This window comes from Aeromonas sp. FDAARGOS 1416 (genome assembly GCF_019048085.1).
GTDB classification, from domain to species: Bacteria; Pseudomonadota; Gammaproteobacteria; order Enterobacterales; family Aeromonadaceae; genus Aeromonas; species Aeromonas veronii.
Map to the genome: position 1 here is coordinate 1017843 of NZ_CP077301.1, position 17011 is coordinate 1034853.

Sequence of the window (17011 nt, forward strand, 5' to 3'; positions counted from 1 at the left end):
GGACTGGCCTGACTGCCATTGACAGGCGGCTGGCCAGTCGTAGTCGCCGGGGTGCCGGCATCAAGCAAATAAGGGAACAAGGATTCATGATCCCGAGACTCGATTACCAGGACAGTTTGTCACCCACAACCCTGTCGTTCCTAGAGTTGCTAGGGCGCAGCGCATTTCGTGGTGATATCGAAAAGTCTTATGCAAGCCGGTTGGCGATGGCGACGGATAACAGCGTCTATCAGGTAGTACCTCAGGCGGTTCTCTATCCGCGCAGTGCGGACGACATAGCAGCAATGCTCAAGCTGGCCGCAGAGCCGGCCTTCGCCTCCTTGAGTTTTTTCCCTCGCGGTGGCGGTACCGGCACCAATGGTCAGTCATTGGGCGGCGGCATTATCGTCGATCTCTCCCGTTATATGAACCAGATCATGGAAATTAATCTGGATGAGGGGTGGGTGCGTGCCCAGGCCGGGGTGGTGAAAGATCAGCTCAACGCCTATCTCAAGCCCCACGGCTACTTCTTCTCGCCGGATCTCTCCACCTCCAACCGCGCCACCTTAGGGGGCATGATCAACACCGACGCCTCGGGGCAGGGGTCGCTGGTCTACGGCAAAACCTCGGATCACGTGCTGGGGCTCAAAGCGGTGCTGGAGAATGGCGATATCATGGCCACCGAGCCGCTGACCGGTGAGCGACTGGCCGACAAGCTGGCGCTGGAGAGTCGCGAAGGGGAGATCTATCGCACCCTCTATCGTATCGGCAAGGAGCGCCGCGCCGACATCGAGGCGACCTTCCCCAAGCTCAACCGCTTTCTGACCGGTTACGATCTCAAACACCTCTATCAACCCGATACCGACACGCTGGATGTTAGCCGGGTGCTGTGCGGCTCGGAAGGGTCTCTCGGCTTTATCACCGAGGCCAAACTCAATATCACTCCCATCCCGCGTTATCGCACTCTGGTCAACGTCAAGTACGACAGCTTCCCCTCCGCCCTGCGCAATGCCCCCTTTATGGTGCAGGCGCAAGCTCTCTCGGTGGAGACGGTGGACTCCCGGGTGCTCGGGCTGGCCCGCGCCGACATCATCTGGCATTCGGTGAAAGAACTTATTCAGGATGTGCCCGGCAAGGATCTGCAGGGACTCAACATTGTCGAGTTTGCCGATACCGACGAGGCGGAACACAAGACCAAGGTAGCGGAGCTCTGCCGCCGTATCGACGACCTGCTGGCCAAGGGTGAGGCGGGGATTATCGGCTATCAGGTATGTGACCACCTGCCGAGTATCGAGACCATCTACTCCATGCGCAAGAAGTCGGTGGGGCTGCTGGGCAACGCCGAAGGGCGCAAGAAGCCGGTGGCCTTCACCGAAGATACCGCCGTGCCGCCCGAATCCCTGGCCGATTTCATCATGGAGTTTCGTGCCCTGCTGGACGCCCACGGCCTCGACTACGGCATGTTTGGTCACGTCGATGCAGGGGTGCTGCACGTGCGCCCGGCGCTGGATTTGTGCGATCCCGAGCAGGAGGTGCTGCTGCGCCGCATCTCCGATCAGGTGGTGGCGCTCACCGCCAAATATGGCGGCCTGATGTGGGGCGAGCACGGCAAGGGCTTTCGCTCAGAATACAGCCCCGCCTTCTTTGGCGAGCTGTGGGAAGAGCTGCAGCGGGTCAAGGGGGTATTCGACCCCGGCAACCGCATCAACCCGGGCAAGATCTGTATCCCCTACGGTAGCGGCGCCGAGCTGGTGTCGGTGGATGGCCCCAAGCGCGGCAAGTATGACCGCCAGATCCCGCTCGCGGTGCGCACCAGCTACACCCGCGCCATGGATTGCAACGGCAACGGTCTGTGCTTCACCTTCGAGACCGACTCCCCCATGTGCCCCTCGGTCAAGATCAGCCGTGATCGCCGCCACTCCCCCAAAGGGCGGGCGGGTCTGATGCGTGAATGGTTGCGTCAGCTGGCGGAGCAGGGCTTCGATCCGCTGGCGGAAGAGGTGGCGCTGCAATCCGGTGGCGTGCGCTTCAAACAGCTGGTGGACAAGGTGCGCAACAGCTGGGCCAAACATCGCGGCGAGTATGATTTCTCCCACGAGGTGATGGAGGCGATGGCAGGCTGTCTGGCCTGCAAGGCGTGCACCAGCCAGTGCCCGATCAAGGTGGATGTCCCCGATTTTCGCGCCCGCTTTATGCAGCTTTATCATGGCCGCTACCTGCGCGCCCCCAAGGATTACTTCGTCGGCACGGTGGAGAGCTATGCGCCGTTGCTTGCCAAGGCGCCGAAGCTGGTCAACTTCTTCCTCGAAAAAGAGTGGGCCCAGAAGGCGACCGAGAAGAGCATCGGCATGGTCGATGTGCCGCTGCTCTCGGTGCCGACCTTGGCCGAGAGCCTGCACGATAACCGCGCCCGCTATTTTGATCTGCCGGGACTGGAGCGGATGAGTGCCGAGCAACGCAAACAGGTAGTGCTCATCGTGCAGGACCCCTTCACCAGTTATTACGACGCCCCCGTGGTGCGCGACCTGGTGAAACTCGCCAGCAAGCTCGGCTTCCAGCCCTACTTGCTGCCCTTTAAACCCAACGGTAAACCCCAGCATATCAAGGGGTTCCTGCGTGCCTTTGCCCGCACTGCTGCCAACAGCGCCCAGTTCCTCAACAAGGTAGCGGCGCTTGGCATTCCCATGGTGGGGGTGGATCCGGCTATGGTGCTCTGCTATCGCGACGAGTATGCCAAGGCGCTGGGGTCGGCTCGCGGCGATTTTCAGGTGTTGTTGCCGCAGGAGTGGCTGCTCTCGCTGCCGGCAGATCAGTTGCCTGCTCGCACCGACAAGACCAAGAGCGAGGAGGGGAGCGAGCCCTGGTATCTCTTTGCCCACTGCACCGAGAAGACCGCCAAGCCCTCCACTCACGGTGACTGGAGCACCCTGTTTGGCCGCTTCGGGGCCAGTTTGCAGCCGGTCTCTGTGGGGTGTTGCGGTATGGCGGGCACCTATGGTCACGATGTCAAACAGGTGGAGAACTCCAAGGGCATTTATGGGTTGAGCTGGGCTGACCCGCTCGCCCGTCTACCCAAAGCGCGCTGTCTGGCGACCGGCTATTCGTGCCGTAGTCAAGTCAAGCGGATGGAGGGGGAAAAGCTCAAACATCCATTGCAAGCCCTGCTGGAGCTGCTCTGATGCTGACGTTCCCCAAGCGGTTTCGGGTGCCGAAGGCCTATCGGCATCCACGTTTCTTGCTGTTACCCGCCACTCCCGCTCAGGCGGTGGTGGAGTTTGTCGCCATGTTGCGCGAGCGCGAGCAGCTCCATCAGCTGTTTCGCCCGAACGATCTCTGGCCCTCGGCCAACTTCAGCTTGAGCCAGCACGAAGGGGATCTGGAGTGGCAGCAGTCGGAGTTTCTGGCCAAGCGCTCGTTCGCCTATGGCCTCTGGAGTCCGGATCGGGAGCCGCAATTTTGGGGCGGGGTTTATCTCTACCCCTCGGTGTTGCCTGAGGTAGCGGTGGAGCTCTTCTTCTGGAAGGTGGCCGAGGCGCCCATCACGGATGAGGAGCTGGAGATTCAGCTGCGCGACTGGCTCGCCAGGGTGTGGCAGTGGTCAGCCCCTCGCCTGCCGGGGCGAGATGTGACTTGGGCCGAGTGGCCCGGCGTTACCTACCCCTGGTGACATCCCGCTTAAGGGCATGATTGTGTAACACGCAGTTCCGAGTCGGGGCTGCGTTGTTAACATGTCACCCGGTAACCAACAACTCATATAACCGAACCATTTTGTCGATGGAGGGCGTTTCACTCATATCGGTACGCATTCATCGCTTACATAAGGAGTCTGCTCGCAATGAGTCACGATATTGCGCCCATCTGGCGTAAACCCATGAGTCTGGAGGGGCTCAACGCCACCTCTCGCAACACCCTGATGGCCCATCTCGATATCGTCTACACGGCTTTTGGCTCCGATTGGCTGGAAGCGATCATGCCGGTGGATCACCGTACGCACCAGCCCCTTGGCATGCTGCATGGCGGCGCATCCGTGGTGCTGGCGGAAACCTTGGGATCGATTGCCGCCAATATGGCTGTCGGGCCAGATAGCTACTGTGTGGGGCTGGAGGTGAATGCCAACCATCTGCGAGCCAAGCGGGAAGGGGTGGTGACCGGGCGTTGCACGCCGCTCCATCTGGGAGCAACGACCCAGGTGTGGCAGATTGAAATTCGGGACGAACGTGAGCGTTTATTGTGCACCAGCCGACTGACCATGGCGGTGCTCAAACACAAGCGGGGCAAGGACTCCAGCGAGGAGTGATCTGCAATAACGCACTATGAGTGCAAAATAAGCAAGCCATACTCGCCAGATCCCTCTATAATTGCCAACGTCTTGAGAGGCTTATCACATTTTTCAAGACAGCAGAACAAAGTGGCGCTATAATCGCCGCCTTTTTGCTATTCCGCGGTGTTAGCCGCCTGCCTTAATCTGGAAGAATCTATGTCTGATACCGAACAACTGCCCCTTTTTAGTGAGCTTGGACTGGCCGCGCCTGTATTGAAAGCGCTGCAGGACGTGGGCTATGAGCGCCCGTCACCGATCCAGGCCGCAGCAATTCCCCACCTGATGGCGGGACACGATCTGCTGGGGCAGGCGCAAACCGGTACAGGGAAGACCGCTGCTTTTGCCTTGCCTCTGTTGTCTCGTCTGGAAGCTGGTAACCGCAACACCCAGATCCTGGTGCTGGCGCCTACCCGCGAACTGGCGCTGCAGGTGGCTGAAGCGTGCCAACGCTATGCCCACCACATGCCTGATTTCCACGTGCTGCCGATCTACGGTGGTGCCTCCTACGAAACCCAGACCCGCGCCCTGCGTCGTGGTGCCCAGGTTGTCGTCGGTACTCCGGGCCGCGTGATGGACCTGATCCGTCGCAAGAACCTGGATCTCTCCGGCCTGAAAGCTCTGGTGCTGGACGAAGCGGACGAAATGCTGCGTATGGGCTTCATCGACGACGTGGACTGGATCATGGAGCAGTGCCCGAGCTCTCGTCAGGTTGCTCTGTTCTCTGCCACCATGCCGGAGCAGATCCGTCGCGTGGCCCAGAAGCACCTGAAGCAGCCCAAAGAGATCAAGATCGCCTCCAAGACTGCTACCGCTACCACTATTCGCCAGCGTTACTGGCAGGTAACCGGTCTGCACAAGCTGGACGCCATGACCCGTCTGCTGGAAGTGGAATCCTACGAAGCCCTGCTGGTATTCGTACGTACCAAGAACGCTGCCGAAGAGCTGGCTGGCAAGCTGGCCGCCCGTGGCCACGCCTGTGAAGCGCTGCACGGCGACATCCCGCAGAAGCTGCGTGAGCGTACCGTTGACAAACTGCGTCAGGGCCAGCTGGACATCCTGATCGCCACCGACGTAGTTGCCCGTGGTCTGGACGTTGAGCGTATCACCCACGTAGTGAACTACGACATTCCGTACGACACCGAATCCTACGTTCACCGTATCGGCCGTACCGGTCGTGCCGGTCGCAAGGGCGAGGCCATCCTGTTCGTGGCTCCGCGCGAGCGCCGCATGCTGCGCGCCATCGAGCACGCAACCCGTCAGGCCATCGAGCCGATGAAGATGCCGAGCACCGAGGACATCAACCAGCACCGTCTGGCCAAGTTCAAGGAGCGCATCCGCGAAACCATGATGGGCGAAGAGCTCGAGATCTACCACAACCTGGTAAACGAGCTGATCGAAGAAGATTCTGCCGATCCGCTGGAGCTGGCTGCCGCACTGGCCAAGCTGGTACAGGGCGACCAACCGCTGCTGCTGGATGACTCCATCCCGGATCCGCTGTTCAACAACAGCAACGATCGTGGTGGCTTCGAGCGTCGTGACTTCAACGATCGCGGCGGTCGTGACTTCGGTGACCGTGGCGATCGTCCGGCACGTCGCATGCCGTCCCTGGAGCCGCGTCCGCTGAAAGACAACCCGGATGTGGAGATGGAGCGTTACCGCGTAGACGTGGGTGCCCATCACGGTGTCAAGCCGGGCCAGATCGTGGGCGCCATCGCCAACGAAGCGAACATCGAGAGCCGCTTCATCGGCAACATCGACATCGCTGACGACTTCTCCACCGTTGACCTGCCCAAGGGCATTAGCGCCGATGTGCTGGAAGTGATCAAGAAAGCCCGTGTTTGCCAGCGTCCGCTGCAGATCACTCGCTACACCGAGGTGCCGGCCGGTGGCAACACCAGCAGCCGTCCGCCGCGCGGTGATCGTCCGTTCCGTGGCGACCGTCCTTTCAACAAGGATCGCCGTCCCCAGGGTGACCGTCCGTTCAACAAGGATCGCCGCGAAGGTGGTTTCAACAAAGATCGCAAATTCGGTGGCAAGCGCCGCGAAAGCTGATTGCTGATCCCGTTATGAAGAAGGCCGCTCATTGAGCGGCCTTTTTTTCTGCCTGCGGTTTACCCTGTGTTCTTACTGAACGCCAGACCGGCATAAGCCGTTAAATGGGGGAGCGCATGATGGCCACTATTTGATGACTGGATGTCGGGGAAAGAGAGAATACCTTTTCTACTCGACAGGCGGTTGTGACGTGGTTGGGTATCATCCGCCGTTCTGCCATAGGTCTGGGCTGGCAGCCGTTTCTTTGTATTGGCAAGCGTTGGGACGTGTGCACTTGGGCGGATAGTTGGATGGGGAGTGACAGCATTGCGCCCGCTGACTCCGGCGGTCGCAAGGGGTGGCGACTAGTTGGTCGCTCAGAGGCTTTGTCTGGCTGGCAGCCATTATTCATATCGAGTGGGGTAATTGGTTGGCATCAATGAAGAAGGCGACCATCTGGTCGCCTTCTCGTTGTGCATTGTGACGTGCAGAGTTCGCAGCCTGAAGGGCTATCAGAGCACCATGGCGGCAATCCAGCCGAAGATCACCAGTGGGATGTTGTAGTGAATAAAGGTGGGCACCACGCTGTCCCAGATATGGTCGTGCTGGCCGTCGGCGTTGAGGCCGGAGGTGGGGCCCAGCGTCGAGTCGGAGGCCGGTGAACCCGCATCCCCCAGCGCGCCTGCGGTACCGACCAGTGCAATGATCGCCATTGGTGAGAAGCCAAGCTGCAGACAGAGCGGCACATAGATGGTGGCGATGATGGGCACGGTGGAGAAGGAGGAGCCGATCCCCATGGTGATGAGCAGACCCACCAGCAGCATCAGGAAGGCGGCGATGCCTTTGTGCTGGCCGATGCCGGAAGCGACCACCTGAACCAGAGAGTCGACCCCGTGAGTTGCCTTCATCACGGCGGCGAAACCGGCGGCAGAGATCATGATGAAGCCGATCAGCGACATCATCCGTACCCCCTGAGTGAAGGCATCCTGGCTTTCGCGAAACTTGATGACGCCGCCGCAGGTGAAGATGACAAAACCGGCCAGCGCACCCAGTACGATGCTGTTGGTCATTAGTTGCAGCCCCAGCGCCACGCCAATGGCCAGCAGAGCCACCCAGATGTGGGTGAGGTTGAGCTCGACCGCTTCGGGCTCGGCATCCAGGATCTTGGCCAGATCGTACTGGCGTGGTTTGCGATAGCTGATGAATACCGCAATCAGCAGGCCCAGTACCATACCTGCGACTGGAATGGCCATCGCCAGCGGGATCTGGCTGGTGGTGATGGGCACGCCGTTATCAATCAGGTTCTTGGCCAGAATGTTGTTGAGGAAGATGCCACCAAAGCCGACCGGCAGCACCATATAGGTGGCGGTCAGACCAAAAGTGATGACACAGGCCACCTGACGACGGTCGATCTGCATCTGCGCCATCACATGCAGCAGCGGCGGGATCAGGATGGGAATAAAGGCGATGTGAACCGGGATCAGGTTCTGGGAGGAGATCGCCACGGCCAGCACGGAAGAGAGCAGCAGGGTTTTGACCCACATGATGCGGGTCGAGCTGGCATCCTTGCCCAACTGGCTGATCACTTTGCGGGCCAGCAGGTCGGTGATCCCGGAGCGGGAGATGGCAACCGCAAAGGCGCCCAGCATGGCGTAGGAGAGGGCAATCTCGGCGCCACCGCCCAGGCCACCGCTGAAGGTGGTGAGGGTATCGGTCAACGACAGCCCACCGACCAGGCCGCCAGCAATGGCCCCCAGCGCCAGGGAGACCACCACATTGATCCGCAGCAGACTGAGCACCAGCATCAGCCCGACTGCGATAACAACTGGATTCATTTGATTTCCTTATAGTTTGTTATTGCTGTCTGTCATGTGAAGGGGAGTTAGTTTGCGAAAAATGTGACAAATGTCGAGAAAAAAATCAGTCAAACCCCTCATATCGCAGCAACTTGTGGCACAAGGTTGCTCAACATGAGGGGTTGTGACCTGTTTGTCTCCGTGCATCCCGTGCGCAGCGGTGGATAGTGACGTTGATAGCGATTTCCGGTGCGCTGTGCAATCAATCACGTCCCCAAAAAGCGAAGGCTGCCAGTGGCAGCCTTCATCCGTTTATTCTTGTCCCTCATCGTCGGCAGGGGCATCGGTTGTGTCATCATCCGGATGCGCTGGCGGCCAACCCCCCATGCTCTTCCAGCGGTTAACGATATGACAGAACAGCTCTGTGGTGCGTTCGGTGTCATAGAGGGCAGAGTGCGCCTCTTTATTGTCAAACGGGATGCGGGCGCTCTGGCACGCTTTGGCCAGTACGGTCTGACCCAGCGCCAATCCGGAGAGAGCAGCGGTGTCGAAGGTGGCAAACGGGTGGAACGGATTGCGCTTTAGGCCAGCGCGCTCGGCGGCAGCCATCACGAAGCCGTGATCAAAGGTGGCGTTGTGGGCCACTATGATGGCGCGGCCGCAATCCTGCTCCTTCATCCCCTTGCGGATCCCCTTGAAGATCTCGGTCAGCGCCTCTTTTTCCGAGACAGCGCCACGCAACGGGTTGTAGGGGTCGATGCCGGTGAACTCCAGCGCGGCCTTTTCCAGGTTGGCCCCTTCGAAGGGCTCGACATGAAAGTGGAATACCTGATCGGGAACGAGCCAGCCCTGCTCATCCATTTTCAGGGTGTAAGCCGCGATTTCGAGCAGGGCATCGGTCTTGGCGTTGAACCCGGCTGTTTCAACATCAATGACGACGGGGTAAAAACCACGGAAACGGCCCTTGAGGGTATGAACTGCGTCGGTCATGGGATCTCGGTCGGGATAAAATGAGGCGGCATTATGGCAAAAAAGCACAGGCTTGTCCCCCCATCCCACGCAGTTGGCCGCGGCAAGGTGGCGCAGGATTCAATATCTGTGCAGCCACCAGCGGGCGGCAATCAGCGCCGTGAGCGACCCCAGCAGGGCGCTGGCCAGCACATCCACCGGCCAGTGCATCCCCATTACCATGCGCGACAGACCAACCCCCAGTGCCCACAGTGGCAGTAGCCAGACGCCCGTGGGGGCGCGGGCCAGCCAGATGAGGCCAAAGAATTGGGCCAGGCTGATGGCGGCGATACTGTGGCCAGAGGGGAAGGCGTAATTCACCTCCTTTTGCCAGTGGTGGCCGAGCCACTCTGGCAGGGCCAGCAACTGACTGGCCGCATGCACCTGCTCACTGCGTACATCGACGCTACTGGCGTAGAAGCTTTTAATGGCCGGGATCAGCCCCTGACTCTCCAGCCAGAGCAGGTAGGGTCTGGGCTCTTCGGTCAGGTGTTTGACCAGGCTCTTGATCACCCAGTCGCTGGCAAGCAGGGCCGCCAGTGCACACCCCAGCGCAATGAAGGAGGCCCACTCCAGTTTGAGTTTGTAGCGGGTCAGCAGCAGCAAGAGGGCGCCACTGACCCCGATCCCGGGAATATCGACCATGCGGGTCAGGGCGTATGACCACCATAACCAGCCTGAATGCAGGGAGTCGATCAGAAAAGGCTGCCAGGGCAGGGTGGCGAGCAGCAGCAGGGGCAGGATCAACAGGGCAGTGAAGCCAAGCACCTGGCTGCGGGTGAGTGAAGCGGTTGACATTGGGAGCGACGAAGCGTGTGGCGGCATGGTGGGTATGGGCGATCGCGAAAAAAGAGGGGCATTGTGCCACCGTGATATGCCCGGACAAAGCCGAGCAGTCGGTTTGTTACCTCTGCTTACACATTTGTGGCGACATCCTCTGTTTGAGCGGGCGGATGGAGCGGCTGCCGTGCAATGTGGTCCCCTTTCGCACCGGATTGCATCACAGGCTGAAATCTCGGGCGGCTTTGCGCTAGAATGGCGCCCCCGTGGCGGTTGTGACCAAAGAGAGCCCGATGAAGATAGTCGTTGATGAGAATATGCCCCATGCCGTGGAGCTGTTTGCCGAATTTGGCGAGGTGATCGCCTTGCCCGGACGGCAGATGCAGGCCTGCGATCTGCTGGATGCCGATGTGCTGCTGGTGCGTTCGGTCACCCGCGTCAACGGCGATTTGCTGGCGACCAGCCCCAAACTCGGGTTTGTCGGCACCGCCACCATAGGCACCGACCATGTGGACAAGGCGTTGCTGGCAAGCCGCAATATTCCCTTCTTCAGCGCCCCCGGTTGCAACAAGTATTCGGTGGGGGATTATGTGCTCTCCGCCCTGCTGGTGCTGGCGGAGCGCTATGAACTCGACCTCTCGGCCATGACGCTGGCGGTGATTGGCGCGGGCAATACCGGCGAGTGCGTGGCTGGCAAGGCCCAAGCGCTCGGCATGCGGGTGCTGCGCTGCGATCCGCCCAGGGCGCGTAATACCCCTGATGCGGGCTTTGTCGATTACCAGACCGCCCTTGGCGCCGATATCGTCAGCTTCCACGTGCCCATTACCCGTGAAGGGGTGGATGCCACCTACCATCTGCTGGATGCCGAACAGATTGCCGCCCGTCCTGTCGGGCAGATCCTGATCAACGCTTCCCGTGGCGAGGTGTGGGATAACCGGGCACTGCTGGCACGTCAGCTGAGCGATGAGCCATTGCGACTGGTGATGGATGTGTGGGAGCACGAGCCCGAGCCACTGGCAGCGCTGGTGCCCCATACCGAGATTGCCACCCCCCATATCGCCGGTTACAGCCTGGAGGGGAAGGCGCGCGGCACCTGGATGCTCTATCAGTCGCTCTGCCAGCAGCTGGGACGCCAGCCTCGTCAGGATTTGAGTCAGCTGTTGCCTGCCCCCGATGTGCAGGCGGTGGTGCCGGGCCGCGCGCCGGATCAGGCGTTGATCAAGCAGTTGGTGCATCTGGTTTATGATGTGCGCCGCGATGATGCCCGTTTCCGGGCCCGACTCGGCCTGCCCGGCAGCTTTGACGAGCAGCGCAAACACTATCCCGAGCGCCGTGAACTATCCTCCCTGCAGGTTGAGGGGGCGTTTGCTGACCTGGCGCTGGGCGAGCTGGGATTTGCGCTGTCACGCCCCTGAATCGGGGACTAGGAGTTGGAAGATAACCGGAAGGGGTGAGCCGTACTGGCTACCTCGACCCCATTTTTTACTGAGCTGGCGCAGACGCTACTGCGCCGGCTCAGCCATATCTGGCAGCGTCATCTCGCAGCGCGAGCGCCTGCCGACCATGGTGCCACCCGGCGCCATTGCAGCATTATCAGAGGAGAACAGAATGAGCCAGCAGTTTAACGTAGCGGTATTGGGTGCCAGCGGCGCCGTGGGTCAGGCGATGATCGAGATCCTGGAAGAGCGCGAATTTCCGGTAGCGACCCTCTATCCGCTGGCTTCCAGCCGCAGCGCCGGTGATACCGTGCGCTTTGGCGGCAAGAACCTCGAGATCCTCGATGTGGAGGAGTTTGACTGGAGCCAGGTGCAGATCGCACTCTTCTCCGCCGGTGCCGAGGTCTCTGCCAAGTGGGCGCCGATTGCTGCCGAACACGGCTGCATCGTCATCGACAACACCTCCTGCTTCCGTTACGACGAAGATATCCCGCTGGTGATCCCGGAAGTGAACCCGGATGCGCTGGCCGATTTTCGCAATCGCAACATCATCGCCAACCCCAATTGTTCCACCATCCAGATGCTGGTGGCTTTGAAGCCGCTGCACGACGAAGTGGGCATTGCCCGCATCAACGTGGCCACCTATCAATCCGTGTCAGGCTCCGGCAAAGAGGGGGTCAGCGAGCTGGCGGGCCAGACCGCTCATCTGCTCAACGGTCGTCCGGTGGAACCGACCCTCTATCCGCAACAGATCGCCTTTAACCTGATCCCGCAGATCGACAGCTTCACTGACAACGGCTACACCCGTGAAGAGATGAAGATGGTATGGGAAACCCAGAAGATCCTCGGCGATGCCAGCATTGCCGTGAATCCGACTTGCGTGCGGGTGCCGGTCTTCTACGGCCACGCCGAGGCGGTACACGTCGAACTGCACCAGCCGCTTGATGCCGAACAGGTCAAGGACCTGCTGCGCAATGCGCCGGGTGTGACCCTGTTTGATGACGAAGGGGATTATCCGACCCCGGTGCGTGACGCAACCGGCAAGGATGAGGTGCTGGTGGGTCGGGTGCGCCAGGATATTTCTCACCCGAGTGGTATCAATATGTGGATCGTGGCCGATAACGTTCGTAAGGGCGCGGCAACCAACAGTGTACAGATTGCCGAGCTGCTGGTTCGCGACTATCTGTAAGGCTGGTCAGATGCCACAGATGCGCAGCAGGGAGTGCTGCGCATCCGGCCTGTGATCAAACCGGGGTGTGACCCATGCCGCACTCCGTCACTTCAAGATTCTGTTGCGATATCAACTGATTAAGTTTTTTCCTACACTCAGGGTCAAGTTGGGTGCTAAATGTGTCGGACTGCTGGCTTGCCAGGCGAGCCTGATTTATATTGAACCGACTGTTTTGGGGTAACTATCCAGATTTTTCAATGTGATAGGGCCGTCATACGAAGGAACGAATATGGGACATTCCCGCATAACATTGGCAACGCTACTCGCATTGGGTCTGCTGGGCACCGTCCAGGCTGAAGACTCGGCGCGGGAGCCTTTTTTTGTCGAGCTAAAAGGCCCTGACGAACCCGCACCTCCCGCTGTCAATTCCCAGCCGCTGGCGCAGCCGGTCGCCAGACCCGTCGCACAACCGGTGCGTACAACCGCCCAGCCGGTGGTGCGTCAGGTCACTGCCAATGCCGGTAGCTATGGCCCTGTTCGTCCGACCGATACCCTATGGAGCCTGGCGAGCAAATATCGCCCCTCCAATCGGGTCAGCGTCTACCAGACCATGGTGGCGATTTACGAGAAAAACCCCCGCAGTTTTGCCGATGGCAATATCAACCACATTCTGGTGGGTTCCCGCATTCTGCTGCCGACCGCGGCCGAGGCGAGCGTCATCACTGATGCACAGGCCCGCGCCAAGTTCCGCAGCGACAACGCCAGCTGGAAGGGGTTAAGCCCCAAATATCTGGCTGACAAGCAGGCCCATACCGCCAAGCCGGCTGCCGCCAAACCCGCGAAGGTTGAAGCCGCCAAGACCGAGCCGGTGAAGGCTGCGCCTGCGCCGCTGCCAGTGGCGAAAGCCGCCCCCATTCCCGCCCCGGTGGTGGCTCCGCAACCGGCTGCCGAAACCAAAGAAGTGGCCAAGGTGAGCGAGCCTGCGCCGAAAGAGGCGGTAGCACCTGCTCCTAGCGCTGCAGAAGGCACCACACCGGCGCCTCTGCCTTCCGATCTGGATAAACCGGTGGGCAAACCGGCTACCGAGATGGCGCTGGCACTGGAAGATGCCAATGCCCAGCTCGGCCAGGTGACCGAGATGAACCACAGGCTCAAGCTGCGTCTGCAATCCCTGACTGAAGAGGTGGAGACCCTCAAGGCCCAGCTGCAGGATCAGACCGCGCTGCAAAAAGAGATTGCCGAGCTCAAGGCCCAACCGGTCCCGCCGGTGGCTGCCGAGCCTGAGCCTGAGAAAAACTGGTTGATGGATCTGCTCTCCTCACCGCTCAACCTCGCCATGATCATTCTGCTGCCTGTGCTGCTGGTATTGGCGCTGGTGACCCTGTGGCTGCGTGCCCGTGCCCGCCGAGAGCTGGAAGAGCAGGAGAAGAGCCTCTCCGAATCCACTGCCATGATGATGGATCAGGAGCAGAGCGAGTTTGATGATCTGCTGAGCGTCGATGTGACCGACAACGAGCCGGTGCGCCCGGTGCCGGATCTCAACACCCCGGATGGCTTTATGCCGATGGAGCCTGACGAGCCGGCCGCCAAGCCGGATGTCGATCTGGTGTTCAGTGACGAGGGCGAGATGGAGCTGCAGGGCTTTGAGCCCGAGCGGATGGCGGCCCAGCCAGCCAGTCGTGACCCGGATCTGGTGCCGGATCTCGATCTCTCGCTGGATGAGCCCATTGCGCTGGCCAACGAGCCCGCCATGGATCTGGCCAGCGAGTTCAACCCCAAGCCCAAGGCCGCTGACGAGATCATGAGCGAAGAGGAGCTGCAGGCAGCCCTGTTTGCCGAGCTGGATGCGGATCTCTCCGCCGACCTCGAGCCCGATTTGAGCTCCATCGACGAAGTCGGCGCCGCTGACGACGATCTGGCGAGCTTCGATCTCGGCGATTTCGACAGTGCCCTCGACGAGCCTGCTGCTGGCAAAGATGATAACGCCATTGATCTCAGTGCCGCAGAGGACGCCGACGAGAGTGCGGATGCCATGCTGGCCGAGCTCGGCCTTGAGCCTGTCAAGGCGAAGGAAGCGGAGCTGGATCTGGAGTGGGATCCCAACGAGCTGGCGCTCTCCGATTTCGAAGATGCGTTCGCCGAGGTGGAGTCTCATCCGGCGGATGTTCAACCCCGTGAGCAGGCACAGGAGAGCGGCTACGTCGAGATCGACAAGCTGCTGGCCGAAGCGGATGCCACCGCGCCGGAGCAGGAGCCGTATCAGGGCTTCTCGCTGGATGTGGGGCTCGATGGCTTCCCCGAGGTGCTGCCGGAATCCACCGGATTTGACGTGGATGCCGACGACGGCGGTGTGGGTGCCAAGCTGGATCTGGCCCGTGCATACCTCGAGATTGATGACAAGGATAGCGCCCGCGAGCTGCTGCAAGAGGCGGCGGAGCAGGGCAGCGATCACCAGCGTGCCGAAGCCGAGAAGTTGCTCAAGCGGTTGGGCTAAAGCATCTCCCATCACGGGATCAGAAAAACGGGGGCAGCCAGTAGGCTGCCCTCTTCTTTTGGCGATTTGCGATGGGGGGATCATGGCCGCGCAGGTTCGCAATCCAGGCCAATTGCGCGCGTGGTGGGACTTTTCGGGCTGAGCGCGTATAATCCGCCCCGTTTCTTTCACTGCGTTTTCACAACAAGACAAGTTTATCCATGCGAATTGCCCTAGGTATTGAATATGACGGCAGCCGGTATTTCGGCTGGCAGCGTCAGCGTGAAGTGATCAGCGTGCAGGCTGAACTGGAGACGGCGCTGAGCCGGATTGCCAACCATCCTGTCTCCATCCAGTGTGCCGGACGCACCGATGCCGGTGTCCATGCGACCGGTCAGGTGATCCACTTCGATACCGAGGCGAACCGTGCCGAAGGGGCCTGGACCCTGGGGCTCAATTCCAACCTGCCGCCGGATATCGCCGTGCGCTGGGTCAAGCAGGTGGGCGAGAGCTTCCACGCCCGCTTCAGCGCCACCGCCCGTCGCTACCGCTATGTCATCTACAACCACAACTACCGGCCGGCGATCCTCGGCAGTGGCGTCAGCCACTACCACGAGACCATCGATGCCGAGTTGATGCACCAGGCGGGCCAGAGCCTGCTGGGGGAGCACGACTTCAGCACCTTCCGTGCCGTCGCCTGCCAATCCAACACCCCGTGGCGCAATGTGACCCATCTGTGTGTCAGCCGCTCCGGCCCCTACATCGTGCTCGACATCAAGGCCAACGCCTTCCTGCACCATATGGTGCGCAACATCACCGGCTCCCTGCTGCTGGTGGGGCAGGGGCTCAAACCGGTGGAGTGGATTGCCGAGGTGCTGGCTGCCAAGGATCGCAATCTGGCCGGGCCGACCGCCAAGGCCGGTGGCCTCTATCTGGTCGACGTGGATTACCCGGCCGAGTTTGCTCTGCCGCAGTTGCCGCTCGGCCCGCTGTGGCTGCCGGACTCGGCACCGGGTACGACCAGTTTTTAGTAACTGCGCCCGAAAAATTGTGGTTTAATGACCCGTCATTTGTTGCCATCGAGCTATTAAGTCATTGAACAATCTAGGCTCGATGCGTTTTGTCAGGCACAAAAGCATTAAGGAATTCCATGAGCTGGCTTGAGAAGATTCTTCCCAAGAGCAAGATCACTGCGCCCCGTCGTCACAACATTCCGGAAGGGGTGTGGACCAAGTGCAGTGCTTGTGAACAGGTGCTCTACCGGGCAGAGTTGGAGCGCAACCTCGAAGTGTGCCCCAAGTGTGATCATCATATGCGCATCAGCGCCCGCGCCCGTCTCGAGAGCTTCCTCGATGAGCAGGGTCGTACCGAGATCGGTGCCGAGCTGGAGCCGCAGGATGTACTGAAATTCAAGGATTCCAAGCGCTACAAGGATCGTTTGTCTGCCGCTCAGAAAGAGACGGCGGAGAAAGATGCGCTGGTGGTGATGAAAGGGACCCTCAAAGGGGTACCGGTTGTCGCCTGTTCGTTCGAATTCTCCTTCATGGGTGGCTCCATGGCCTCCGTGGTCGGTGCCCGCTTCGTGCGCGCCGTTGAGGAGTGCATCAAGGAAGGCCGTGGCCTGGTCTGCTTCTCCGCCTCTGGTGGTGCTCGCATGCAGGAAGCGCTGTTCTCCCTGATGCAGATGGCCAAGACCAGTGCGGCGCTGGATCGTCTGTCCAAAGCCGGCCTGCCCTATATCTCCGTGCTGACCGACCCCACCATGGGTGGCGTCTCTGCCAGTCTGGCGATGCTGGGTGACATCAACGTGGGCGAGCCCAAGGCGCTGATCGGCTTTGCCGGCCCGCGCGTTATCGAGCAGACCGTGCGCGAGAAACTGCCGGAAGGCTTCCAGCGCTCCGAGTTCCTGCTGGAAAAGGGTGCCATCGATATCATCATCGATCGCCGCGAAATGCGTAACCGTCTGGCCAGCCTGCTCGCCAAAATGCTGAATACTCACGTCATCGAAGAGTGAAG

Annotated in this window: 12 protein-coding genes; 9 read left to right on the forward strand and 3 right to left on the reverse strand. The window is 60.4% G+C overall.

Annotated elements, in window-relative coordinates:
- Positions 1-86 precede the first annotated feature (86 nt).
- The 4 genes from I6L46_RS04580 to I6L46_RS04595 all read left to right on the forward strand — a co-directional run bounded on the left by I6L46_RS04580 (position 87) and on the right by I6L46_RS04595 (position 6352).
- The gene (locus I6L46_RS04580; RefSeq protein ID WP_216977491.1) at positions 87-3158 is read left to right on the forward strand and encodes an FAD-binding and (Fe-S)-binding domain-containing protein; all 3072 of its coding nucleotides are present in this window, start codon (positions 87-89) and stop codon (positions 3156-3158) included.
- On the forward strand, positions 3158-3646 hold the full coding sequence (locus I6L46_RS04585) for a hypothetical protein (RefSeq protein ID WP_216977492.1): 489 nt from the start codon (positions 3158-3160) through the stop codon (positions 3644-3646). Before I6L46_RS04580 ends, I6L46_RS04585 begins: the two co-directional genes overlap by 1 nt.
- A gap of 168 nt (positions 3647-3814) precedes the next feature.
- Entirely contained in the window at positions 3815-4276 is a 462-nt protein-coding gene (locus I6L46_RS04590; protein WP_216977493.1) for a hotdog fold thioesterase, read from the forward strand.
- 180 nt (positions 4277-4456) lie between these two features.
- The gene (locus I6L46_RS04595; protein ID WP_199258754.1) at positions 4457-6352 is read left to right on the forward strand and encodes a DEAD/DEAH box helicase; all 1896 of its coding nucleotides are present in this window, start codon (positions 4457-4459) and stop codon (positions 6350-6352) included.
- Between the two features lie 491 nt (positions 6353-6843).
- Here I6L46_RS04595 and I6L46_RS04600 read toward each other — a convergent pair whose 3' ends face one another.
- The 3 genes from I6L46_RS04600 to I6L46_RS04610 all read right to left on the reverse strand — a co-directional run bounded on the left by I6L46_RS04600 (position 6844) and on the right by I6L46_RS04610 (position 9960).
- A complete protein-coding gene (locus tag I6L46_RS04600) occupies positions 6844-8166 on the reverse strand; it encodes a Na+/H+ antiporter family protein (RefSeq protein WP_005344933.1) in 1323 nt (440 codons plus the stop codon).
- Positions 8167-8439: 273 nt separating this feature from the next.
- Positions 8440-9117 carry a ribonuclease T gene (gene rnt, locus I6L46_RS04605; protein WP_005333780.1) on the reverse strand — a complete coding sequence of 226 codons (678 nt, stop codon included), beginning with the start codon at positions 9115-9117 and terminating at the stop codon, positions 8440-8442.
- A 99-nt stretch (positions 9118-9216) separates the two neighbouring features.
- A complete protein-coding gene (locus I6L46_RS04610; protein ID WP_216977494.1) occupies positions 9217-9960 on the reverse strand; it encodes a phosphatase PAP2 family protein in 744 nt (247 codons plus the stop codon).
- A 248-nt stretch (positions 9961-10208) separates the two neighbouring features.
- Here I6L46_RS04610 and I6L46_RS04615 point away from each other — a divergent pair, with 248 nt between their 5' ends.
- The 5 genes from I6L46_RS04615 to accD all read left to right on the forward strand — a co-directional run bounded on the left by I6L46_RS04615 (position 10209) and on the right by accD (position 17009).
- Positions 10209-11330, forward strand: a complete 1122-nt coding sequence (locus I6L46_RS04615) for a 4-phosphoerythronate dehydrogenase (RefSeq protein WP_216977495.1) — start codon at positions 10209-10211, stop codon at positions 11328-11330.
- A 193-nt stretch (positions 11331-11523) separates the two neighbouring features.
- On the forward strand, positions 11524-12540 hold the full coding sequence (locus I6L46_RS04620) for an aspartate-semialdehyde dehydrogenase (RefSeq protein WP_005344937.1): 1017 nt from the start codon (positions 11524-11526) through the stop codon (positions 12538-12540).
- A gap of 271 nt (positions 12541-12811) precedes the next feature.
- The gene (locus tag I6L46_RS04625) at positions 12812-15016 is read left to right on the forward strand and encodes a FimV/HubP family polar landmark protein (RefSeq protein WP_216977496.1); all 2205 of its coding nucleotides are present in this window, start codon (positions 12812-12814) and stop codon (positions 15014-15016) included.
- 200 nt (positions 15017-15216) lie between these two features.
- A complete protein-coding gene (gene truA, locus I6L46_RS04630; protein WP_042053091.1) occupies positions 15217-16026 on the forward strand; it encodes a tRNA pseudouridine(38-40) synthase TruA in 810 nt (269 codons plus the stop codon).
- Between the two features lie 119 nt (positions 16027-16145).
- Complete coding sequence (gene accD, locus I6L46_RS04635; protein WP_042053089.1) at positions 16146-17009, forward strand: acetyl-CoA carboxylase, carboxyltransferase subunit beta; 864 nt, start codon at positions 16146-16148, stop codon at positions 17007-17009.
- Positions 17010-17011: the final 2 nt, after the last annotated feature.

What these genes read in the sequence shown, in the direction of transcription:
- I6L46_RS04595 (WP_199258754.1), top strand. Translation starts at nt 4,457, where the DNA reads ATGTCTGATACCGAACAACTGCCCCTTTTTAGTGAGCTTGGACTGGCC.
- I6L46_RS04610 (WP_216977494.1), bottom strand. Translation starts at nt 9,960, where the DNA reads ATGCCGCCACACGCTTCGTCGCTCCCAATGTCAACCGCTTCACTCACC.
- I6L46_RS04625 (WP_216977496.1), top strand. Translation starts at nt 12,812, where the DNA reads ATGGGACATTCCCGCATAACATTGGCAACGCTACTCGCATTGGGTCTG.
- accD (WP_042053089.1), top strand. Translation starts at nt 16,146, where the DNA reads ATGAGCTGGCTTGAGAAGATTCTTCCCAAGAGCAAGATCACTGCGCCC.
- I6L46_RS04615 (WP_216977495.1), top strand. Translation starts at nt 10,209, where the DNA reads ATGAAGATAGTCGTTGATGAGAATATGCCCCATGCCGTGGAGCTGTTT.
- rnt (WP_005333780.1), bottom strand. Translation starts at nt 9,117, where the DNA reads ATGACCGACGCAGTTCATACCCTCAAGGGCCGTTTCCGTGGTTTTTAC.
- I6L46_RS04585 (WP_216977492.1), top strand. Translation starts at nt 3,158, where the DNA reads ATGCTGACGTTCCCCAAGCGGTTTCGGGTGCCGAAGGCCTATCGGCAT.
- I6L46_RS04600 (WP_005344933.1), bottom strand. Translation starts at nt 8,166, where the DNA reads ATGAATCCAGTTGTTATCGCAGTCGGGCTGATGCTGGTGCTCAGTCTG.
- I6L46_RS04580 (WP_216977491.1), top strand. Translation starts at nt 87, where the DNA reads ATGATCCCGAGACTCGATTACCAGGACAGTTTGTCACCCACAACCCTG.
- truA (WP_042053091.1), top strand. Translation starts at nt 15,217, where the DNA reads ATGCGAATTGCCCTAGGTATTGAATATGACGGCAGCCGGTATTTCGGC.
- I6L46_RS04590 (WP_216977493.1), top strand. Translation starts at nt 3,815, where the DNA reads ATGAGTCACGATATTGCGCCCATCTGGCGTAAACCCATGAGTCTGGAG.
- I6L46_RS04620 (WP_005344937.1), top strand. Translation starts at nt 11,524, where the DNA reads ATGAGCCAGCAGTTTAACGTAGCGGTATTGGGTGCCAGCGGCGCCGTG.